This is a genomic window from Clostridium sp., assembly GCF_047777555.1.
GTDB lineage: Bacteria > Bacillota > Clostridia > Clostridiales > Clostridiaceae > Clostridium_H.
The window spans coordinates 19,565-43,049 of record NZ_JBKEEV010000002.1; the positions used below are offsets into that span (position 1 = coordinate 19,565).

The 23,485-nt window shown below is 31.6% G+C and carries 20 protein-coding genes and 2 pseudogenes; 3 read left to right on the plus strand and 19 right to left on the minus strand.

Going from position 1 to position 23,485, the window contains the following annotated elements:
- Positions 1 to 11: 11 nt before the first annotated feature.
- From ACFWTK_RS03285 to ACFWTK_RS03340, 12 genes are all read right to left on the minus strand, one after another.
- The gene (locus tag ACFWTK_RS03285) at positions 12 to 221 is read right to left on the minus strand and encodes a hypothetical protein (protein WP_415874713.1); all 210 of its coding nucleotides are present in this window, start codon (positions 219 to 221) and stop codon (positions 12 to 14) included.
- Positions 193 to 324 carry a hypothetical protein gene (locus tag ACFWTK_RS03290; RefSeq protein ID WP_415874714.1) on the minus strand — a complete coding sequence of 44 codons (132 nt, stop codon included), beginning with the start codon at positions 322 to 324 and terminating at the stop codon, positions 193 to 195. Before ACFWTK_RS03290 ends, ACFWTK_RS03285 begins: the two co-directional genes overlap by 29 nt.
- 58 nt (positions 325 to 382) lie before the next feature.
- Positions 383 to 862 (minus strand): ATP-binding protein, encoded by a 480-nt coding sequence (locus tag ACFWTK_RS03295; protein WP_415874715.1) that lies wholly within the window; start codon positions 860 to 862, stop codon positions 383 to 385.
- Complete coding sequence (locus tag ACFWTK_RS03300) at positions 817 to 1,023, minus strand: hypothetical protein (protein WP_415874716.1); 207 nt, start codon at positions 1,021 to 1,023, stop codon at positions 817 to 819. Before ACFWTK_RS03300 ends, ACFWTK_RS03295 begins: the two co-directional genes overlap by 46 nt.
- Before the next feature lie 28 nt (positions 1,024 to 1,051).
- Positions 1,052 to 1,576: a PD-(D/E)XK nuclease family protein gene (locus ACFWTK_RS03305; protein WP_415874717.1), complete on the minus strand. Its 525-nt coding sequence runs from the start codon at positions 1,574 to 1,576 to the stop codon at positions 1,052 to 1,054.
- A complete protein-coding gene (locus ACFWTK_RS03310; RefSeq protein ID WP_415874718.1) occupies positions 1,519 to 1,884 on the minus strand; it encodes a VRR-NUC domain-containing protein in 366 nt (121 codons plus the stop codon). The genes ACFWTK_RS03305 and ACFWTK_RS03310 overlap by 58 nt, the downstream gene beginning before the upstream one ends.
- Complete coding sequence (locus ACFWTK_RS03315) at positions 1,881 to 3,008, minus strand: SNF2-related protein (protein ID WP_415874719.1); 1,128 nt, start codon at positions 3,006 to 3,008, stop codon at positions 1,881 to 1,883. The genes ACFWTK_RS03310 and ACFWTK_RS03315 overlap by 4 nt, the downstream gene beginning before the upstream one ends.
- 116 nt (positions 3,009 to 3,124) lie before the next feature.
- Entirely contained in the window at positions 3,125 to 3,352 is a 228-nt protein-coding gene (locus ACFWTK_RS03320) for a helix-turn-helix domain-containing protein (protein WP_415874720.1), read from the minus strand.
- Positions 3,353 to 3,381: 29 nt separating this feature from the next.
- A complete protein-coding gene (locus ACFWTK_RS03325) occupies positions 3,382 to 4,179 on the minus strand; it encodes a BRO-N domain-containing protein (protein WP_415874721.1) in 798 nt (265 codons plus the stop codon).
- Positions 4,180 to 4,194: 15 nt separating this feature from the next.
- Positions 4,195 to 4,440, minus strand: coding sequence for a hypothetical protein (locus ACFWTK_RS03330; RefSeq protein ID WP_415874722.1), 246 nt, complete (start codon positions 4,438 to 4,440; stop codon positions 4,195 to 4,197).
- Positions 4,441 to 4,460: 20 nt separating this feature from the next.
- Positions 4,461 to 4,784 carry an HTH domain-containing protein gene (locus tag ACFWTK_RS03335; RefSeq protein ID WP_415874723.1) on the minus strand — a complete coding sequence of 108 codons (324 nt, stop codon included), beginning with the start codon at positions 4,782 to 4,784 and terminating at the stop codon, positions 4,461 to 4,463.
- A gap of 326 nt (positions 4,785 to 5,110) precedes the next feature.
- Positions 5,111 to 6,979, minus strand: a complete 1,869-nt coding sequence (locus tag ACFWTK_RS03340; RefSeq protein WP_415874724.1) for a transcriptional regulator — start codon at positions 6,977 to 6,979, stop codon at positions 5,111 to 5,113.
- A gap of 1,109 nt (positions 6,980 to 8,088) precedes the next feature.
- On the opposite strand from ACFWTK_RS03340, the pseudogene ACFWTK_RS03345 reads away from it, so the two are divergent.
- Positions 8,089 to 8,247, plus strand: a pseudogene (locus tag ACFWTK_RS03345) (IS3 family transposase); the annotation flags it as partial.
- Between the two features lie 81 nt (positions 8,248 to 8,328).
- Here the strand turns inward: ACFWTK_RS03345 and ACFWTK_RS03350 are convergent.
- Positions 8,329 to 9,168, minus strand: a complete 840-nt coding sequence (locus ACFWTK_RS03350) for a DNA-methyltransferase (RefSeq protein WP_415874725.1) — start codon at positions 9,166 to 9,168, stop codon at positions 8,329 to 8,331.
- A gap of 357 nt (positions 9,169 to 9,525) precedes the next feature.
- Here ACFWTK_RS03350 and ACFWTK_RS03355 point away from each other — a divergent pair.
- Together ACFWTK_RS03355 and ACFWTK_RS03360 are read left to right on the plus strand one after the other, a co-directional pair.
- A pseudogene (locus tag ACFWTK_RS03355) lies at positions 9,526 to 10,102 on the plus strand (DEAD/DEAH box helicase family protein); the annotation flags it as partial.
- 30 nt (positions 10,103 to 10,132) lie between these two features.
- On the plus strand, positions 10,133 to 11,968 hold the full coding sequence (locus tag ACFWTK_RS03360) for a DEAD/DEAH box helicase (protein WP_415875153.1): 1,836 nt from the start codon (positions 10,133 to 10,135) through the stop codon (positions 11,966 to 11,968).
- A gap of 55 nt (positions 11,969 to 12,023) precedes the next feature.
- Here the strand turns inward: ACFWTK_RS03360 and ACFWTK_RS03365 are convergent, their stop codons facing one another.
- From ACFWTK_RS03365 to ACFWTK_RS03390, 6 genes are all read right to left on the minus strand, one after another.
- Positions 12,024 to 13,826, minus strand: a complete 1,803-nt coding sequence (locus tag ACFWTK_RS03365) for a DNA methyltransferase (RefSeq protein WP_415874726.1) — start codon at positions 13,824 to 13,826, stop codon at positions 12,024 to 12,026.
- A gap of 496 nt (positions 13,827 to 14,322) precedes the next feature.
- Entirely contained in the window at positions 14,323 to 15,777 is a 1,455-nt protein-coding gene (gene rlmD, locus ACFWTK_RS03370) for a 23S rRNA (uracil(1939)-C(5))-methyltransferase RlmD (RefSeq protein ID WP_415874727.1), read from the minus strand.
- A gap of 167 nt (positions 15,778 to 15,944) precedes the next feature.
- Positions 15,945 to 16,649, minus strand: coding sequence for a DUF554 domain-containing protein (locus ACFWTK_RS03375; RefSeq protein WP_415874728.1), 705 nt, complete (start codon positions 16,647 to 16,649; stop codon positions 15,945 to 15,947).
- Between the two features lie 308 nt (positions 16,650 to 16,957).
- Positions 16,958 to 18,712 (minus strand): pyruvate kinase, encoded by a 1,755-nt coding sequence (gene pyk, locus ACFWTK_RS03380; RefSeq protein WP_415874729.1) that lies wholly within the window; start codon positions 18,710 to 18,712, stop codon positions 16,958 to 16,960.
- Between the two features lie 38 nt (positions 18,713 to 18,750).
- Complete coding sequence (gene pfkA, locus ACFWTK_RS03385; protein ID WP_061858807.1) at positions 18,751 to 19,710, minus strand: 6-phosphofructokinase; 960 nt, start codon at positions 19,708 to 19,710, stop codon at positions 18,751 to 18,753.
- A gap of 244 nt (positions 19,711 to 19,954) precedes the next feature.
- Positions 19,955 to 23,458, minus strand: coding sequence for a DNA polymerase III subunit alpha (locus tag ACFWTK_RS03390; protein ID WP_415874730.1), 3,504 nt, complete (start codon positions 23,456 to 23,458; stop codon positions 19,955 to 19,957).
- Positions 23,459 to 23,485 lie beyond the last annotated feature (27 nt).

Below are 23,485 nucleotides of genomic sequence, written 5' to 3' on the forward strand. Positions count from 1 at the left end.
TCCTCCTATTTTTATTTTCTAGAGCGTCTGCTCTTTTTTACTGGCTTTTTTGGTTCAGGTTTATCCTCATCTGTAGTTTCCTTTGTTTCATCTTCTTCAGTTTCATCTGATGTTTCTACCTTTGAATAGGTTTTAATACCTTCTTGTGCTGCTTTCAATGCCTTTATAAATTCTTCTTTATCTAGTTTTACTCTAGGCCTCTTTAAACTCGAATCTTCCACCACCAAATATATTTTCTTTCTTTTCAAGCTGTAGAAATCTTTCTTTACCATCTATATAAGCCCTTACAGTTAAATCTACTGTTCCTGCCAGCACATTTGCCACTTTGTCATTAATGTTAGGTTTGATAGTAGTAATTTTATTACCATTTTTAAGAGTTATCTCAGATGTTTAATTCCTTTGAAACATAGATGATTTGATATCCTAGGTTTTTAAGCCTTTTCATTGCTGATAGAAATTCGGTCCTTACCATATCCCAGCCTTTGCCAAAGCCAGCATCTTGTTCATGGTCTATTCCTAATTTTTTATAGTTATAAAGTCTACAGTGTTCATATAAATCCTCTACTAAATCAATACATACCCTTTTGAAAGTATTCTCCTTTTTTTCAAGCTCTGTCACTGCGTCTAGAAACACTTCCCAGGCCATTTTTACTTTTTTTAGCCTTCCTTCATAGATTACTTCATCGGCAATTTTTATAACTGGAGATGTTGTATTGTCTGTATTTCCATCGGTATTTAAAAACAGTAAGTCATCAAATTTATCTACAAAGGTTGATTTTCCCACATAACTATCGGCATATAGCCACATATCCGGGTTTACATCAATCTTTTTCTCTCTTCTTTCATTTTTAGGTAGTAGCATATAAGAAATCTCCTCCTCACAGTATTTTTGAAATTCACACCAATTACATAATCTGCTTGGCGATTTTTCATAGATTTTTTCATTTTCAATATCACTGCAGCTATTAAAAACTCCTCCACCTTCTGGTGATCATAGTCTACTTTTATAACCTTTACTTCCATACTAGATAGAGTTTCTTTAAGTCTCTTTCTAAACTGATACAAATCTTCTATTTTTCTTCTGCCTTATAGATGTTTTAGGGATAAAAATAAAACCTAGCCTCTTTACTTTAAATCCTAATTTTTCTAGGTAGTACTTATATAGATGAAGCTGCTTTGACTGAAGGTAGTGGTCAATATTGTTGCTATATTTAAAATCATAGATGTCTACTGTACTGTCCTTATTATGAATAATCAAATCTACAAATCCTTTAAATTCAGGAAAATCTATCTCGTACTCAAAGGTGACTGGTTTATCCTGAATTAAGTCCTGCATTACCTTTAATGCTTTTTCTACAAGGATTATTAATTTAATCATTTCATTAATGTGTTTATCGTTTATAACTGGATATTGGTAATAATAATATTTCTCCATTTCATCAATGCCTTTTTCTAGTCCCAAGTGCATAGCACTTCCTACAATCAGTGGACTATCTGCACCTGGAGGAATAATAGTGGTTAGTCCTTTGATATATCTAAGATAGAACCTATATCTGCATTTTTCAAAGCACTCCACTCGACTGTGGGAATATTGCACGAGTTCACCTCCTTTATGAGTTTTTTAAATTCCTTAAATCCTTTCGGATATAAAATCACTCCTATACCACCAGCATCATTAATATTTTTAATATTCATCTTCTGTAGCTCAGTGGGTTTCCCATTATCTCCTTTAAGTTCAATGGCAATGAATACTCCATTAATGCAGCAGATTAAATCTGGTATACCTGCTCTTTGATATCCACCTCCCCATACTTTGAAAAACCAGATGTTAGGTAAGGATTTTAAATACTTAATGACTTTTCTTTGAAGCTGTTTCTCTGTCATCTATCCACCTTCTCAAATAAATCTAACGTGAAGTCCCTTCTTTCCTTTAGAACCTCTAATATTTTTTCTTCTACACTTTTTTCTGTTATAAGGTAGTAGTAAAAGCAGCTCCTGCTCTGACCTATTCTATGAATCCTTTTCTTTGACTGCATCCATAGTTCACTGGATAAAGGTAAGCTGGGATAAATAATTTTATTGGCTCTTTGAAGATTCACACCTGAAGCTCCTGCTTGATATTGAACTAATGTTACAGTGTTATTTTTAACTTCATAGTTTTTAAGGTCAGTACCATCACCGTTAATGTAGGATATTGGTTTTTCTAAGGCTTCACAGATGGATTTTATAGTTTCATATTCTTTCTTAAAGTTGTAGAAAACTACGACTCTATCTTCTGTAGATGCAAGTAAATCTTTAAGCGCCTGATGTTTGTTAGGATTATAGATGGATGCTAGTTGTCTTAGGTATAATAGTTCGGTTAAAGCTGTATCTCCTACTAAAGTTTTATCATTAACTGTGATAACTCTATCTTTTTTAAACCTTCTGTACTCCTTGGTGTTTTTCACTGTTACCATATTTTCAATCTGCTCTGGCAGGTCAAAGACTTCTTCACTTTTCATAAACACTGCTCCATGTTCTTTTAATTTCTCTTTTAACCTATCTACATTTTTATAGCCCTTTACAACTGTAATCTGAAATCCACCTATATCAAGTTTTTCTGTGATAGTATAGTGCTTATAAAATAGCTTTTTGCTAATATTCCAACCTAAGAGCTTTAACTGGGACCATAATTCCTCATATTTTCCGCCTGTAGGAGTTCCTGATAGTAAAATTACATTAGTTGGATTTAAACCTAAGATGAACTTTGCTCTATTGGATGTTTCATTTTTTATATACTGGGACTCGTCCAACATCAGTGTAAAATCCCTTAGTTCATGCAATTGTTTCCTTCTCCATACTAAGTCATAGTTGATAATTATAACGCTGTGTGGTGGAATACTTTCTATGGATTGATTCTTGAAAATGATTACTTCATAGTCATAGTATGTTTTAAAGTGCTCGGCCCAGTCTTTGATTTTGGACTTTTGGCAGACTACTAAGTTATATGGATTATTTAGCTGTTTCATTTTCTCCGATCCTACAAAAGTCTTCCCAAGCCCGAGGTCCAGATAGTAGGCTACTCGGTTTATATTTTGAGTATGATTTAGAGCTTGTCTTTGATGTGGGTATAGAATTATTTTTATCACCTGCCTTTTTTCGTTTTTATACTTTTACTTAAAATAAGATTCTCTAATTTTTCTTCTGCAAATACTCTAAGTAGACCAGAGATTACTTTTCTACCTGCACCACGTCTACCGGATAAAACATTACTAAGAGTTCCCTTAGAAATATTCATCCTTCTTGAAAGTTCGTTTTGAGTCCAACCATTTGCCTTTAGCTTTTTTTGAATCATTTCTTGATTGATTTGCATATTTTTTCACCATCTAATTTTGAGAATGCTTATATATCAAACTCATATCCATATTTCTGCATTATGGTATCAATAAATTCAAGGGATTCAGGTAACCATACATTGGTTTTAATCTTCATTCCATTTTTCAAAGTATCTGTAATAACTTGACAGTATCTTGTATGGCTATACTTAGCTGTCATAACGTAATATGAATTGCGATCATAGAAATTGCTGTCAACTTTTTTTATAACTCCTGCATCTTGCATTATTCTGTTAAATTCCTTTGCAGTTATTCCATAATACATACCAATATCAGATGCTCTAAGCATTTCATTCAAACGCTGAAGATTTCTAAATAGTTGTAGTTTCTTGTCCTGTTCTTCTACTTTTTCTGTAAGTTCTTGTATCTTTTTTCTTTCTTCTTTTAGTGCCTGAAGTGTTTTTATCATAGTATCAGGGTTATTTAGCATTTCTTCTATTACCTTATCTGTTGCATAAATTCCGTGTTTTCTTATTGAAGGTAATACTTCATCAAATATCCACTTTTCAAAGCGTTCAGCTTTTTCTTTCACTTCTTTATTTTTGCTTTGAGTTGATGCTCCAACAATTAAGCGATATAGATCTCCCTCTGGAATATAATTCATTTCTATTGTTTTATTTATATTTTGTGGATGTGGTACCTCCCTTTTTATTAGGTACCTACAGTGATTTATAATAGCTTTATGTGGATTACTATATCCAAGCATTCTTGCACAGTATGTTGCTGGAAAATACTCTTTATCGTCAATAACTAAAATATTCAATTCGCCAAACTCAGTATTTTTAAATATTTTTAATTGCTTCATAAATTTCTCCTCCTTCTATAATCGTTTTGCTTCATTATAAATAGCTTCATAATCTTCTGGTTTAACTTCTATAAGCTTGTCTGCACCATATTTCTTTAATAGTGCTTTAATTGCTGTTATCTTGCCTTTTTTCATTTTTTCAGAAAGTATAAAACTTATATCTTGGATACTTATTTCATCTGTTTTAATTTGACTCTTGGCACGATATACAGCTGCTAGCTTTTCTAGTTCTTCTGCCAATGCAAGATGTATATCATTCATAATTCGTACCTCCTCTCCTATTAGTAATTCAGAGCAAAGTCCTTGAGGATGCTGTTCATCACAGCGAGGTCATTACCAGATAGGCTTGTTCTAAGTCGTTCTAATAATTCTTGTTGTTCAGGCTTTAAGTACTTTCGATTAAGATAATAACCATCTGCTACTTTTATACCGCCACCATAACGACCTCTAATGGTTTCTATGGGGTAAGAAAGCGATAGGATATCAATGTCATTTTTAATAGTTCTGATACTAACACCAAACTCAAAGGCTAAGTTGGACATAGTATCTTGTCGCCTTTTGCATAAAACTTCTATAATTTCCATTCGCCTTTCATTTGGCCCCATCGCTTTCTCACCCCCTTTCCTTTGCTCTGTGATTTAAGAATAAAAGTTAAATAGGAAAGTTTATTTCTTATTTAGAAAATTTTTTAATAAATTTTTGAAAAAATATTTCATCTGTTGAATTAATGAAGTACCACTACCTTTGCTTCTACTAATAGTTTAGAAGATTAAATAGGGTTTGTGGCGGACACCTCATGTCCGGTTATCAAGGTAGCCATTTATGGGTTTTTTGCACAAAAAAAGAGCCATACATAAGCCCTTTATAAGGGTTTATGCATGACTCTCATATTATAAATCGGACATCTCGTGCCCACTTTTCTAAAAATTTTTTATAATGGGTCAGCGCCCTGCTCTTGTAAGAAAGCTCTAATTTCATCCATTGTCTTTGCATATAAATGGTTGAGCACAAACTTGTAGTAGATATGACTTTCGTTTGTATAGTTTAGAGAGTATGGTGATTTTTCAATAATATGATTACTAATTTCCGGTGGAAGGTGCAGGCCAAGGCAAATTAAAATCAATGAATTAAGCGACCCCGGTTCTTCACCATTAACAATTCTTCTTATAGTACGCTCATTAAGCATTGTTCTATCTTCTAATTCTTTATACGTTACCTTTCTCCACTCACGTACCATTTTAAGACAGGCAGTATAGCTATTTGGCAATTCATTATATATACGGGCATTTTCTGCTAACACGTCTGCTAATAATTTTGCTTTATTTTCTGGAGTAGCGTATTCGTAGCCTTTCCCATATACTATGTCAAAACTTATAGTGGAAGTTTCATCTCTATTTAGGAAGCACTCGCTATGGTATCTTTCCTTGATGCAAGACCTAACTGATAGGTCGAATATCAAGCAACACTCATCCATGTGGGTTCTAGCATAATCAGTTAGTACAGTTTCACCGAATAAATTTCTTTCTACATACTTAGGATGGTTTAATACAAAATGGGAATCAACATACAGGTAACTGCCGTCCTTTGTAAGAGAAATTAAAGTGGGGTTGGTTATACTCTGAATTACTGCATCTTCCGCACCTATGGAAAATGTTTGATTCCTCTCAAGCGAACCTTTCTTAAATCTATGCGGCTTAACATAACGACCATCAATGTATGTAAAAGTTCCTATGGCTTCTTCATATCCAACATCTATCATTCTTATTTTAGCTGCTAAACGAGAAACACCAAAGAAAGTAGCAAGGGCATCAATAACTGGCTCCATTACATCTATAAGTTCATCGGTACCTATTTCTTTTTTATATTGTTTAATAAATTCAAAAGCTATTTTCTTAAATGTTGAAATTGGCATTTGAATCCTTGGAGCAAGTGCATTTGCCTGCCATTCCATCCAGTCAGTAGCATCTTTATTATTATCTTTTATACCTCCTACTACTTGGCACTTAATTCGTGTGGCACTGCTGTTATATAACCGTTCCAATTCAAATGCTTTTCTATGTAAATCCCAATGAACACACTCATGCACAATGGTATTGTTAACTAATCCTAAATTACGAAGAAAATATGCCTTTGGATCAACGAATATAGTTCGGGCATCCACATTGGTTTTTACCATTTCACCGCTGTCTTTATCGTAAAATTCTGCTTCACAATCTTGAAAGAATATCTGCCCAAAAACAGAGAAATCTTTTGTAATTTCTCTCATTTCAACTCTAAGACCCATTTTTTCTGCCAATACTTGTGGTTCAATTGCCATTGGGTTTTTTAATGCTTCAGGGTAATGTCTTCTAAGGAAGTCTGTAGCAACAGATTCTAAATAGTCCTTTCTAATAATTGGAACAAGAGAATCTGACATAGGTTTTGGCTGCTTATTTTTACCGATATACTCAGTTACACTAGAAATTGTAAAATCATCCAAATTGCTATCCAAATCTCCGGTACACTTTAACATAAACCACAGATTACAATATTCCGATTCATCATAGTGATAATCTGACTCATGAACTACAAGATTAGCTTCTACAACAACATCAAATTCTATTTTCATACTCGGCAAATCATTTACAGATACAAACTTTACTTCTATATCGGATAATTCTATGTCACCAATATTTCGAACTTTATATAACCTCAAATCCAAATTATCATAGTTATCTTCAATATAATTTTTCAAAGCATTAAATAATTCATTTTCAAATCTGTTTGCCACATAATCTTTAAATGAACAATTACCTGCCAATATAGTATCCTCCTTCTCAATAGGCAGTATTACAATATCTCATTTTAGATTGCCTCTTTTTAATATAATCTTTAAACGATGTAATTGTTCTCGTAAAAAACCTCCAAAAGACAAATATAAATATATAATAATTTTTTAAATATTCTTTATTTGGCTTTAGGTAAATTATACCATGTCTTGTCGATTTGTTAAATCAAAAACTGTAGATTAATTTCGTAGATTAGTCCACCGCTGAAAAAAATTTGTAACCTAATTTATTCTTTTGAATTTAAATATATCGAAAAGATAGTTTATAATAACTTAGATGGAATTTTAAAAGTTAGTTATCCTAAAGTTATTAAGCTTGATAGATATAAAAGGGGTTTAGAATGTCCCTTTTGTCACAGTACTGGGGATAAATTTAATTCTGATAAGTGCAGCATTTGCGGTACATATATTTTTAATTACTGTTGCGATTTAGATAATTGTACATATGCTAACCCTGGTAATGCTAGATTCTGTGAAATGTGTAGTAGGCCTACTTATTTGGGTTTAGAAAAACTTCTTTTAGATTAGAAAGATGCAAAAGTAAACTCCGAAGATGGTGTTTCCCCTGATTTTAATGAATTTGATGGAAATATCTTTGATGAAACAGTAGCTGCTGATGAAGAAATCCCATTTTAATCAGAAAACCGTTATGGTTTAATAATTAACCATGACGGTTTAATTTATGCAAACATAGAATCTTCTTTGACTTTTTATGATTATAACATTTTATAGATGGAATTTAAAAATATCTCTTATGTCATAATTCTCAATATAACTTTTGTTCAATGAGTACATATTTTTTAAATTACAGTAGTGGTTTAGATGTTTATTTATATGCAACCCCTGATAGTGCAAGGTTTTGTGAAATATGCAGAAGACCTACTTATTATTCCTAGAAAAATTTTTAAGCATTTTAGAAGAGGAAAATGAATTTGTTTTTTTTTTTTTTTGGCTGAAAGTGTTGGGGAAAGATTTCTTAAAATCATCTAGTAATTATAAAGTTAAGTGTTCTTATAGTGCAAAAGCCAATCCATATAATCCTCATATGGAAACATTTCTTGCAATCCTAAGTTTATCAAAAAAATTACTTGACTTTTCAGCAAGCTAAACTTGCTTTGTTTGAATACATAAAAGGTTGGTATAATAGAAATCGTATTTATGGAAGTATTAATTTTATGACGCCTATTGAATATGAAAATTTAGTTACTCGAATATCTCACTTTTTGTGTCTAGAATATTGACTTAAGTCCAAACATTTATTATTTCCATTATTGCATTCCATAACTACTAAAATCAATTAAATATAATCAAACTAATTATATTTAATTCTTATTTTTTTCAATGTATTCTTTAATATCATTAAGTAAAATATAGTTATTCTGTAAGTTAATCTTTTCTAATTGCAAATTTAAATATTTTCTAAACTTTTCATCGTTATCACAGGAAATTGAATTACGATTGTTTTCTATACAAACCTTGGTAGTAACAGCTGAACCTGCAAAAATATCCAAAACTATATCACTTTTATTGCTCATGGCTCTCACTATTCTCTCAATTATTTTTTCGGGCTTTTGTGTTGGATGTCCAACTCTTTCCTTTGAATTACTGTTTAATCTTGGTATTTCCCAGACATTAGTAGGGTTTTTGCCTTTATATAGATTCTCAATATTTAATCTTTTATCTTTTTTATATAGTTCTAATGTTTCTTCATCATACTTAATTCTCACATCATCTAAATTAAATATATATTTGTTTGTTTTTGCAAACCATATTATTTCTTCATGCCTATTAGAGAAGAATCTCCTAGCTGCAATTCCATTTTTATAATACCATATTATAACATTTATTAATTTAAATTTAGTATTCTTTCTTATATAATATAACAGATCTAACAAATCACCTCTTTCAGAACTTTTAAACTGAAACCCTCCGAACAAGATAAAATTCCCTGTTTTTTTTAAAATCCTGTATACTTCATTTATCCATTTCTCCGCCCATTCCAAATAATTTTCATATTTGTCCCATTTTTCTATATCAATATTGTATGGTGGATCAGCAATAACTAATTGTATGGATTCATTTGGCAGTTCTCGTAGTAGTTCTAGAGCATCTTTTACCATAGGTACATGAAATGTAGTTTCTTTATCTAATAGTTTATTCACTTTATTTTCACCTGCCCAAAACATTTTAATAAGTACATTTTTTATTTAAACTATGATATTATTATATTGTATCACATTTGGTATAATATTGAAATAAAAAAAAAGGGGGAGTTCCATCTTATGGAGTTACAAGATTTCCTAGAAAAATATGGTAATAAAATGAATGAAATTGAAAGAACATTTGTTGAAGATATCTTTTACATTTATGCTGGTAAAAATGGTCTAGATTATCTAGATGTACAGACACCAATAGAAGATTCTCAATTCAAAAAGCGTAAACTCGACTTTACAATTAAAACTAATAGATATAAATACGTTATTGAAATTGATGGATACACTTATCATGCTGAAGGTGCAATGAGAGTATCTCCTGAATATTTTGACGATTTACTAGTAAAACAAAATGATCTAATACTAAATGGTTGGATTCTCATTAGATTTTCTTATAATCAAATTAGAACTAATCCATCTTTTTGTATAGATACATTAAGAAGAGCTTTTAGAGGTGACCCACAGATAAATCCTTACTTTTTAAACAAGGATAATTTCGAACCAACATTTCCACAACAAACAGCACTCGATAACATAGAATATTACAGAAATTCAGGTATAAATAAAGGTGTTATTATAATGCCTACAGGTATGGGAAAAACAATATTAGCAGCATTAGATGCAAACAGATTAAATGTGAAGACTCTTTTTGTCGTTCATAGAAACGATATACTGCAAGAATCATACAATAAATTTAACGAAGTTTGGCCTGAAGCTACAAAAGGATTCTTTAATGCTGAAGAAAAAAAATACAACAGCACAAGTAATTTTTGCATCTAAAGATACATTATATAGAGACGGAAATATAGAAATGTTTTTACCCGATCATTTTGGACTAATAATAATTGATGAAGTTCATCACTCTGCTTGTACTACTTATAGAAAAATAATTGATTATTTTACTCCAAAATATATGATTGGCTTAACTGCTACTCCTGAAAGACAAGACCGAGCTGATATATTAGAATTATTTGACTATAACATTTATTATGAACTATCTCAAAGAGAAGCCATTGAATCTGGCTATTTGTCTGGTTTTATTTATTACGGTTTAAAAGATGATATAGACTATACTAAAATAAAGCATAATGGAATTAGATATGATGTGGCAGATCTCGGCCGTAAACTTGACATCCCCGAGCGAAACCAAGCTATATACGATAAATATATTGAACTAGCCCAAAATAAGAAAGCTATTGGTTTCTGTGTGAACATAAACCACGCTATCTCAATGGCTAATTTCTTTAAGAAAAAAGGAATTGCTGCTGAAGCAATTCACAGTGATGTTAGTAGGTTATCACCTGAATTAAGACAAGCATATATAAAAGATTTCAGAGACGGTAATATTCAAATACTTTTCACTGTTGATGTTTTTAATGAAGGTGTAGACTTTCCAGACGTAGAAGCTCTTTTATTTTTAAGACCTACAGAATCTAAGACTATATTTATCCAACAACTAGGCCGAGGCTTAAGATTAAATCCTTATAAAACACATGTCATTGTATTAGATTTTATAGGTAACTTCAAAAACGTTGAAAGAATTAAAGATTATATTAAGGGTAATAAATGTAATTCAAATTCATCAAATGACAATTCATCATCAAAGAAATCGTTCGCAACAAAAGATTTCCTTGAATGGCCTCTTGGTTGTGAAGTCCATTTCGATGAGTCAGTTGAAGAACTATTCAAACGAATTGAAGAAGAAAATCGAGAAATTACAAAACAAGATCTAATCGATAATTATTATGAAGTAAAAGAAAAAATTAAGAGAAAACCAACACAGGATGATATAAACTTAGAAGATATAAGTAAATATAAAGTATCTGTTTATAGAAGCCATTTCGGTTCATGGAGTAAATTTATTACCGAGATAGGTGAAGCTACTCTTGCTAGTTACCACTACCCTCAAGGTACTCATCTTGGCCATATTTTTTACGTTGTTAAAACTTTAGGAGACGGTGTTAATACAAATCTAATAAGCCCAGAGATCTATGCACCAACAAATACCCCTGTTACTAAACTAGGAAGACAAACAAGATACAAAATTTGGGCTTGTATGGAACTTGGATTTGTATTTGATGATAGAAACCCATCATCTAAAGTTGATGCTACCACTTTTACGCATTTGACACCCGAAGGAAAATTTTTATATTCTGTATTAAATAAATATGTTACAGATGCTAATTTCTATGCATTTAAGAATACTAAAGATATTACATGGGAAATGGCGCATAATGCTCAATATTTTAATGATTTTATCAAAGGATTACCATCAGAAGTTAAAAAGCAATTAGAGCAAATATTCTTTAAAATGGATGCAGTAAAACATATGCTAAAATACTTATTCCATGAAAATAAAAATCGAAAACAATTTGTCAGAAGCGAAATTTATTCGAATTACTTTAACACTCCTTTTATAAGACAATATTTTGATATGAATGGAATTGAACAAGATTCAGAAGAAGGTGCTAAAAGAAGACTACCTTTTATATTAAATATTCTTGAAGCATTTGGAGTTGTTAAATTCACTAGTCGTTCAAATATAGAAATTATAAGGCTTCCTTACTATGACTTTTTATTTGGGGATAACCCTAAAAATGCTTCAGCTAATTTAAAGAGTGTATATACTTACTATAAAGACTCATCAAGACCATTGCCTGATTCAAAAACTATAGTTCAGTTAAGAACACTTTTTGGTTCAGACTTTTTGACGGACAAATATTTTATTAAAAACAATCCAATGTATTAATTAATTAAAATAACCCCACACACAAAAAAACTATGTGGGGTTATTTTATACTAAATTAAAAACTGCTTTTAAGAAAGTAGTACCCATCTTTTCTATCGCATATTCTCTCTAACCATTGTTTTATTTCTTTATCGCTAGGAATAGATATTGAATGCTCATGACATAAAAAGATAATTTTTGATTGTATTTCTCTATAAGTTCTGCCTTCCTTTAATATATTCTTATCAAAGAATTTAAATACTTCTTGTGATTCCACTAATATATTTTCTTTTGTAACTATACATTCATTTTCAGGTTTTCTATAGGTTATAAATGCACTTACTGGATTTGTATCATTAATATGATTAGTGTGAAAAGTTGTTCCCCTTTCATTTTCTATTATATTTACAAATTCAAATCCTAATCTATTAATCATTATATCTTTAAGCTCATTCCATATATTATTAAATTTACTATGGAAAACCACTGTAAAATAGGCTCCTGGTCTTAAAACTCTATATATTTCACCAAAAGCATTTTCAATATATTTTCCCCAAATTTCTACATAACCATCTTTTTTCTCAAAATCCATCGGAATTATAATTTCATTTTCTAAATCTTCTTTCTCATTTAACCATGCACTATAAAACAAATTCAACTCTGCATAAGGTACCATACCGCCATATGGCGGATCAACAAACGCATAATCAACTGAATTTGAAGGTATGTCTATGTTTTGTGCATCTCCTTTTATTATCCTAATATTATTATTTATTCTTTCTTCATCTACTATATTTTGTAGATATTTCTTAGCTTTAGTAATATCTCTATACTTTCTTTTAAAAACAGTTAATACATTTTGCTCTTTTCCAACCGGCGGTATGTGATAAACGTTTTTTATTCCAGATGATACAAATAATCTGCTACTTGTTCTAAAAAGTGATTCCAGAAAAATAAATTTCATAAATGATTTAATACTTTCATCATCTATTCTATTTTCTATATAGTTATTTATTATTTTTAATGCCATAAGATTTTTAGCAGGAAACAAGTCACTTACTGAAGCATCAATTGCAAATCCTGGCCATCCACCTACTCTTGGATAACAACGATTATAAATAATTTTTTCTTCTGGTGACCAATAATGTTCATATTTTTTATTATACTCATTCAGTTTAACTTCCCATAATTCAACATCTTTTTCTGTAACTTCTCTCACTTCTTTTTTTATCGGAGCGTTCTTATCTGTTACCTTTATAGTTACTTCAACCGGTCTTCTTTTGTCGAGTTGTCTATCCTTTATTTCTTTCTTACTTATATTAATGACATAGCCACAATGAGGGCACTTATATTCTGACCTTTTTCCAGTTTCATTTTTATATAATATAATTTCATTGTCACAAGAAGGACATGAGTAAACATTGCTTGCAATAATTATATCAGCATATCCTGAAAAACCCTCTCGTGTTCTAGTATAATATATACCATTAATCTCATCTTCTAATTCAGAAAGCATTTTTTTATATGTCTTTTCTAATTTATTCATATCTACGTAATTGATAATATTATAAGCTATGTTTACAGCATGTGGGCTATTATCAATTAATATACATTTTCTATTTTCTAATAAAGCCGCTATACCAGTTGAGCCACTACCACAACATGAATCTATTACTATTCCACCCTCTTCTGTATAAGCATTAATGAACGGTTGTATATTTTTATAAAATATTTTACTTGGATATCCTATTGACTTAAATATAGGATCACTTAATCTTTCCTTATCACTTAAAGTAAAATTTTCAAAATTAAAGCGATTTGTTATTTTTCTATCCTGATTTAGAAACTCATCCAAATCTTTATAATTTATTTTTATCACTTTTATTCCCTCCTATTGTCTGAGTTAACTATTTAAACTGCAATAATCTAAACAAGCATTATATCATACTAAGCTGAATAAATAAACTTCGCCCTCTCTTTCTCTCTTTTTAACTAATATAGTAATATAATATATTTTTTAAATAGATTTAATTTACTATATACTTATACCATCACTTGATCTAAATTATATAAACAAGAACCTTGATTCATACTTTATCATTAAAATATAGTTATTTCAAGTTAATACTTTTAGAACAAATGCGTCTTCGACGCGTTTAAAATGACTCCCATAAATTAGCTGGTAATAGTTTGTAATTCTTTGTATCAATTGAATTTAGTAGGTTTTACATATGCAATTTCTTGCAAAAATGTTTGAACTCCTAGACAATAAAAAACCCACATTTTTATTGCGGGCTTAATGTTTTCTATCCTCGTTCAAGGGAACATATTCATTTTTTATAAAATCTCTATTATTATTGAAACCCCAACATTTCCTAACTGTGTTTTCTTTTAATCAATACCACCGTCTCCACATGTGTCGTCTGCGGAAACATATCCACAGGTTGAACTTCAAGAGTTCTGTAGCCTAACTCATCTAAAATTCCTAAATCTCGTGCAAGAGTTCCTGGATCGCAGGATACATATACTATTCTTTCAGGCTTCATTTCTCCTATAGCTTCTAGAAGAGATTTTTCGCAGCCTTTTCTTGGTGGATCTACTACAACTACATCTGCCTTTATTCCCTTGTTAATTAATTCTGGAATAACCTCTTCAGATTTTCCCACTATAAACTCTGCATTATCTACATTATTTATCCTAGCATTTTCTTTAGCGTTTTTAATAGCCGCTTCTACTATTTCGACACCATAAACTTTTTTAGCCTTTTGGGATAAAAATAAGGATATAGTTCCAGTGCCACAGTAAGCGTCAAAAACCACCTCTTCTCCTGTTAATCCTGCATACTCTAAAGCCTTGCTATATAGAATTTCTGTTTGTACCGGATTAACCTGGAAAAATGATAGAGGAGATATATTAAACTTGAATTTTCCTATATAATCGCTTATATGATCACTGCCAAACAAAGTTATGTTTTCTTCTCCTAAAATAACATTTGTCTTTTTGTTGTTTATGTTTTGAATAATGCTAGTTATTCCTTCTATATTTTCTTTTATCATCTCTACAAATTCTTCTTTATATGGAAGTTCTCTAGTTCTTGTTACCACTACAACCATAACTTCCTTTGTAATAAAGCCCCGTCTTATCATTATGTGCCTTACTGTTCCGTGATCTTGTTGTTCATCATAAGCTTTAATATTATACTTATTCATCCACTTCTTTGTTAAGGCTACTACTTTTTCCCCTACTTCATCCTGTATATAACAAGTACTCATATCTATTATATTATGACTTCTTGGAGCATAAAAGCCTATTTTAATCTCACCATTTTCCTCTCCAACAGGAAGCTGTACCTTATTTCTATATCTATAAGGCTCTTTCATTCCAATAGTATTGTGAAGGATTGCCCCATCATAATCACTTGTTTCTTTTAAATCATCATTCTCAGCTTTTCCTATTGCACTTCCCATTTCAGTTTTGCTGCTGATCTTTAGTTTACCTATTCTCTCCAAAGCATCTTTAACTCTGTTCTTCTTAAATTCTAATTGTCCTTCATAACTTAAATGCTGAAGCCCGCAACCACCGCATTGTTTATATATACTACAGACTGGTTCAGTTCTATGCTCTGATTGTTCTAATACATCAAGAAGCTTACCATAAGCAAAATTCTTTTTTACCTTAATAATCTTAATTTTTACCTTTTCTCCTAAGATAGCTCCTGGAACAAATACAGTAAAGTTATCTATTTTAGCTATTCCTTCCCCCTCAGATCCTAAGCCTAAAATTTCTACTTCATAATCCTTGTTTTTTTCAACTGGTACTATTCTCTCCACCTTCTTCTACCCTTTCTTTATTCTATTTCTATAAACAAAAAAGCGGTAATATCCCGCATTTTTGCTTTTCCTAACCTCAGCAGCACAGCGTCTAAACTTTCTTAACTTATTTACGCCATGATATCTCAACTTTTATAGTTTCAAATTACATTTATATGTATTATTCTCTATCTTATCAAGGATAATACAACTTGGTATACAATAGGTAAAAATATTGCAGGAAGCAAATTTGCAACTTTAATTTTTGCAGTTCCTAACATATTAAGGGATAATGCAATTATTAAAATTCCACCTATTGCTGTCATGTTTGTTATAACCCCTTCAATTAATATGCCTTTTAAAAATGAAGCCCCAAGAGTAATTAATCCCTGATATAAAAATACTGATACAGCAGATATCATAACTCCAATTCCAAGAGATGATGAAAAAACTATTGAGGAAATACCATCAAGAACAGATTTAGCAAAAAGGGTTTTATGATTTCCCGAAAGCCCACTTTCAAGAGAACCTATAATCGCCATTGCTCCTATGCAAAATAAAAGACTTGAAGTTACAAACCCCTGCGCTACTTGTCCCCCTTTTCCTTTCAGTTTCACTTCAATATTTTTTCCCAAATTTTCAACTGCCTTATCAATATCTATCTTCTCTCCAAGTCCACCGCCGACTACAATAGATATTATAACTACTAAAAATCCATTTGAATCTAACTTTCCTGATACACCTATGATATTTGAAACACCAATAAACAGCACGCAAAGGGCGAGCCCATCCATTACAGTTTTACTTACCTTTTCACTTAACCCGCCTTTTACTAACATTCCAATTATACTTCCTCCAACAACTGCTAAAGAATTAACTATAGTTCCTAACATGCCCCACACCCCATATAATTCTAAATTTGTCTTTAATCCTAATATGCTATTATAGCGCTTTTTCTTAAGTAAAATCAATCATTATTTATAATATACGGAATATACGGAACCTAATGTTAATAAAAAAAGAGCATCCTAGTAAAAGGATGCTAAGAATGGAATCAGTTGCCTTTAATATATTGAAATATTTTAACCATTAGTATTCAAATTATACTACAGCAATTTCAATATTTAAAGCACCTAATTTATATTATACGTATATTTTCTATAAAATATACACTTTACTAAAAATTTTGATATCTATTTCATTAAACTATATTTGCTCTTCCGTTGTATACTACTCCTCTTGCAACATCCATTGTGATGAATGTTCCTGTCTTTATTGATTCTGTAGCTCCACCAGCATTAACAATTAGAGGAACTCCTCTTGATAGGCATTCAATAGCCATATGAGAAGTAAGTCCTCCTTCTTCTGCTATGATACCTGCAACTCTATCTAAAACTTCCATATACTCTTTACTTAAAGTTTTAACTATTAGAATATCATCTTTTTCAACTTGCTTTACAGCATCTTTTGGATTCTTTATTACCTTAGCATTACCAAACCCTGGTGCAGATCCTGCTCCTTTTCCTTGTACTAATACATCCCCTACTACATGAACTTTTAACATATTAGTAGTTCCTGAATAATGTACAGGTATTCCTGCAGCTACTACAACTAAGTCTCCGTTTTTAATGTATCCTTCTTCTTTTGCTTTGTTTACAGATTCAGTTATCATTTCATCAGTTGATTGGAACTCAGTAGCACTGATTGGGAATACACCCCAATTAAGAGCTAATCTTCTAGCAACTTTTTCATTTGGAGTAACTGCTATTATAGGAACTTCTGGTCTATATTTTGAAACCATTCTTGCTGTGCTTCCACTTTGAGTAGCTGTAATTATAGCTGAAACATTTAATTCCATAGCTGTTGTGCAAGTTGCAAGGCTTATAGCATTTGCAATATTTGATAAAGCATTTTCTTTTCTTTTATTTAATGCAGCTTCATAATCAATTTGTGCTTCTGCAGCTCTAGCTATTTTTGCCATCGTATTAGCAGCCTCTATTGGATATTTACCATTTGCAGATTCTCCACTTAACATTACTGCGTCTGTGCCATCAAATATAGCATTAGCTACATCTGATGCTTCTGCTCTTGTGGGTCTTGGATTTCTCATCATAGAATCAAGCATTTGTGTTGCAGTTATAACAGGTTTTCCAGCCTTATTACACTTCTCTATAATCATCTTTTGAACTACTGGCACCATCTCTATAGGAATTTCAACTCCCATATCTCCTCTTGCAACCATTATTCCATCAGAGAATTGAATTATTTCATCTATGTTATCAACACCCTCTTGGTTTTCTATCTTAGAGAATATTTGAATATCATTTCCTCCGTTTTGCTCTAAAACCTTTCTTATAGCTAAAACGTCTGCTGCTTTTCTTATAAATGAAGCAGCAACCAAATCAACACCTTGCTCACATCCGAATATTAAATCTGCTTTATCCTTTTCAGTAAGAGCTGGTAAATTTATTTTAACTCCTGGAACATTGACACCTTTTTTGCTAGAAACTACTCCACTGTTTACAACCTTACATTCTATTCTATTTCCATCTACTTTTTCTACTAAAAGTCCTACTAATCCATCATCTATTAGGATTGAATCTCCTGGCTTAACATCTTTATATAATGTATCATATGTTACAGCACATCTTGTTTCGTCTCCAATTATATCTTCACCGCAGTGTATTGTAAACTTGCTACCTTCTTTTAATTCAACTTTTCCATCAAAATCCTTAGTTCTTATTTCAGGTCCTTTAGTATCTAACATTATTGCTATTGGTTTATTAAGCTTTGTCCTTAATTTTTTTATTAATTCTATTCTTTTACCATGCTCTTCATGATCTCCATGTGAGAAATTAAGTCTTGCAGCATTCATTCCAGCTTTTATTAGCTCTGTTAAAATTTCTTCCTTTTCGCTTGTAGGCCCAATTGTAAATACCATTTTAGTTTTTTGCATAATGTGTTTACTCCCCTTTAATTTTTATAAGTTTATTTTTAGTAAGATAATATTTTAGATATATTATACAATTCATCATCAAACTTGCTTTCCATAGCCAAAGCTTCTTCTATGTCATCATCTACTATTTTATTTCCGCGTATTCCAACAACTCTTGATGATTTTCCTTCTAATAATAATTCTACAGCCTTAGCCCCTAGTCTTGATGCTAAGATTCTATCAAAGGCTGAAGGACTTCCACCTCTTTGAATATGTCCTAAAATAGTTGCTCTTGTTTCAATACCAGTAACTTCTTCAACCTTTTTAGCTAACTTTTCAGCACCGCCTACTCCTTCAGCTAAAATAACTAGGTTATGCATTTTACCTCTTAACTTTCCTTCTAATATTATTTTGCATAACTCATCTTCATCAAATCCCTTTTCTGGTACTATAACACTTTCAGCTCCTCCTGCAACTCCTGAATAAAGAGCTAAGTCTCCACAATTTCTTCCCATTACTTCAACTATACTAACTCTCTCATGAGAAGAAGATGTATCTCTTAATTTATTTATTGCATCTAAAACTGTATTCATTGCTGTATCAAAACCTATTGTATAATCTGTGTAAGCTAAGTCATTATCTATAGTTCCTGGTATTCCTATAGTTGATATTCCTAATTTTGATAATAATCTAGCACCTTGAAAAGAACCATCCCCACCTATGACTACAAGTCCATCTATTCCAAAGGCTTTTAGTATATTAGCAGCTTTAGCTCTTCCCTGTTCTGTTTTAAACTCTTCACTACGAGCAGTTCTTAAAATTGTCCCGCCTCTATGTATTATATCTGACACACTGTGTCGTCCCATTTCAAAAATTTCCCCATTAATTAAACCACTGTATCCCCTTTGAATCCCCATGACTTTAAGGCCTTTATCTAGGCCAGTTCTTACAACTGATCTTATAGCAGCATTCATTCCTGGTGCGTCTCCACCACTTGTTAAAACAGCAATTGTTCTCATATTCAATACCTCCCAAAATCACCGGGACTTATTTCATCCCATACTACATGTGAACTAACCATTTTAATATCATTTTCAACTAAACATAGTATATCATTTTATTCGCAATTTTGCATTTAAAATTTAAAAAAAAGTTATAAATCTCATTTAATTTATTCCTCTATAATATTTTTGTTTACCTCCGAAATAAATATACTATTTATAAAAAAATATAAAAAAGAAAAAGCTATGTTTTGGGCATAGCTTAAATGAGTTTCACATTCTCTCTACCATATTTCGACTTTAAAAATTCCATTACTTCTTCATTTTCTTTTATCCAATATTCTCTTGATACTAAGTATTTTTTCTTTTCCTCTCTCGTGCATATATATATAGGAATATTTCCAGGATTTGATTTGGATATGGATTTAAAATCATTCATAGCATCTTTAACTTCTCCATTGTTGTTAATCTGTATATATAATTTTTCAGTTGAAACCTTAACGAGCTTTTCAACCGCATCACAAAGTACCTTTGGTTCCTCATCTTCTCTTTTGCTTACTCTGCCTTTTATAAGCACTATTTCATCTTCTTGTATTAAAGCATTAAAGCTAGATAATATCTTAGGAAAAACAATAACTTCTATGGAACTATATAGATCTTCTAGTTGGATAAAAGCCATCATAGTATTATTTTTCGTTATCTTTCTGGACACCTCTGTTATAAGGCCACCTATAATTACTCTCTCTCCATCTTTAACTACGGAATTTTCATTTTCTATCTGCTTTGAGGCTTCATCTAAAATATCTTCTTCTAAGGCTTCTCCACCTAAAATATCTATAGTTCTTGTACTGGTTCGATTTTTTATGAGTTCTTCATAATCTTCTAGTGGATGCCCTGTTAGATAAACCCCTGTCATTTCTTTTTCCATAGAAAGCTTATATTTTTTATCAAACTCATTTATATTAGGATATTTTATTTCTATTTCTTTAAATTCATCGCTAAGACTGCTAAATAAGCTCATTTGACCGTCTATATTCTTTTTTCTTTGATTTAATACAGAATCTATAACTTTTTCGTAAACCGCTAAAAGCTGGGAACGATAAACACCAAAACAATCAAAAGCCCCAGACTTAATCAAACTTTCTACCATTCTCTTGTTTACTCCACCAAAATCAACTTTATTGCAGAAGTCTACAAAAGAAGTAAATTCTCCTTTTTCTTCTCTTGCTTTTATTATACTCTCTATAGGGTTTTCCCCAACATTTTTTATAGCTGCAAGACCAAAGCGTATTTTCCCACCTTGAACAGTAAATTTTCCAAAACTTTTATTTATATCTGGCGGCATTACTTCCATCTGCATATCTTTTGCAGCTCTAACATACACTGCAACCTTATCACTATTACCTCTTACGCTGTTTAACATGGCTGCCATATATTCTATGGGATAATAATGTACCAAATAAGCTGTATAGTAAGCTACTACTGCATAAGCCGCAGCATGGGATTTGTTAAATGCATAGCTTGCAAAATCCATCATCTGATCAAATATCTTATTTGCAGTTTCTTCGCTTATTCCGTTTCTTAAACATCCTGGTACTTCTATATTCTCATTTTCATCTACAATTCCATAAATGAAGTTCTTTCTTTCCTCTTCCATAACCTTGTGCTTTTTCTTAGACATAGCACGACGCACAAGGTCACTTCTACCCATGGAGTATCCTGCTAGCTTTCTAACTATTTCCATAACCTGTTCCTGATAAACCATTACTCCATAAGTAACATTTAATATCTCTTCCAGCTCTGGAGTTTCATATTGAATCTCATCTGGATTGTTCTTATTTCTGATATATCTTGGAATTTCAGCCATAGGACCAGGTCTATAAAGGCTTATTCCAGCTATGATATCCTCTAAGCTCTCTGGTTTAAGCTCCTTCATAAAACTAGTCATCCCAGCAGATTCTAGCTGAAATACTCCTACAGTCTTACCCTTTCCAATCATGTCATATACGTTTTTATCATTAAAGTTTAGTTTATCTAAATCAATTACAGTACCTGTATTTTCTCGTATAAGCTCTATGGCATCCCTAATTACTGTAAGAGTTCTTAATCCGAGGAAATCCATTTTTAACAATCCTAGTTCCTCTAAAGTTCCCATGGTAAATTGAGTTACTATAGCATCTTCGTTTTTAGCTAACGGTACATAATTTACCAAAGGCTGAGATGCTATAACCACACCTGCTGCATGGGTTGAAGTATGCCTTGGCAATCCTTCTAAATCCCGAGCCACATCTATTAAATCCTTGACCCTTTCATCAGTCTCATAAATTTCTTTTAGCTCAGGATTCATTTCTAGTGCTTTATCTATGGTTATTCCAAGAACTGTTGGAATCATTTTTGCAATTCTATCAACTTCAGCATATGAATAGTTCATAGCTCTTCCTACATCTCTAATACAAGCTCTTGGAGCCATTGTTCCGAAGGTAATTATTTGAGATACATTATCTTTACCGTATTTTTCAACTACATAATCAATAACTTCCTGTCTTCTTTCGTAGCAAAAGTCAGAATCTATATCCGGCATAGACACCCTCTCCGGATTTAAAAATCTCTCAAATATCAAGCTATACTTAATTGGGTCAATTTTTGTAATCCCCAATGTATAAGCTACCAGCGACCCTGCTGCAGATCCTCTACCTGGCCCTGTCATTATTCCTTTTTCTAAACAAAATCTAAAGAAATCCCAAACAATTAGAAAGTAATCCACATATCCCATTTGTTTTATGATCTTAAGTTCGTACTCAAGTCTTTCTTTCAATTCATCTGTTATTTCTGTGTATCTCTCTTCAAGGCCTTTGTAACACAACTCTCTCATGTATTCAAAATGATCTACACCTTCTTCTAATGGAAAGTTAGGTAATTTTGATTCGTGAAATACATAATCAAAGTTGCATTCTTCTGCAATCTTAACTGTATTCTCTAGGGCCTCTGGAACATAAGAAAATATTTCATACATTTCTTCTGGAGACCTTAGGTAAAACTGCTCTGGCTCATACCTCATTCTATTCTCATCATCTAAAGTCTTACCTGTTTGAATGCATAATAAAATATCATGAGATCTGGTATCTTCCTTTCTTATATAGTGAACATCATTTGTAGCAACTAAAGGAATATCCAGCTCTTTTGATAAGCTTATTATCATCTCATTAACTCTTAGCTGTTCGTCCATACCATGATACTGAAGCTCCAAATAAAATCCATCCTTAAATGTGTCCTTATAAAATAAAGCTGCTTCTCTTGCCTTTTGCATATTACCATTAAGTAAATTACTAGAAACTTCTCCAGCAAGACAAGCACTAAGAGCTATAAGTCCTTCGCTATGCTCTTTTAAATATTCATGATCAACCCTAGGTTTGTAATAAAATCCGTCTATGGCAGCCTTAGAAACTATTTTCATAAGATTTTTATATCCGGTTTCATTCTTCACCAAAAGAACTAAATGGTGAGTTCTATTTTCACTATCATTTCTCTTAATATACATTGATTTTGCAGCTACATAAATTTCACAACCAATTATAGGTTTTATTCCTTCTTCCTTTGCTCTTTTATAAAATTCAACACATCCAAACATAGCCCCATGATCCGTTATGGCTAGGCTTTTCATTCCAAGTTCCTTTGCTCTAGCAATCATATTTCCTATTTTCCCGGAACCATCCAAAAGGCTATATTCAGTATGGGTATGAAGGTGGACAAATTCTTTAATTTCCAATCATTTTTCTCCCTTCCTCAATTATCG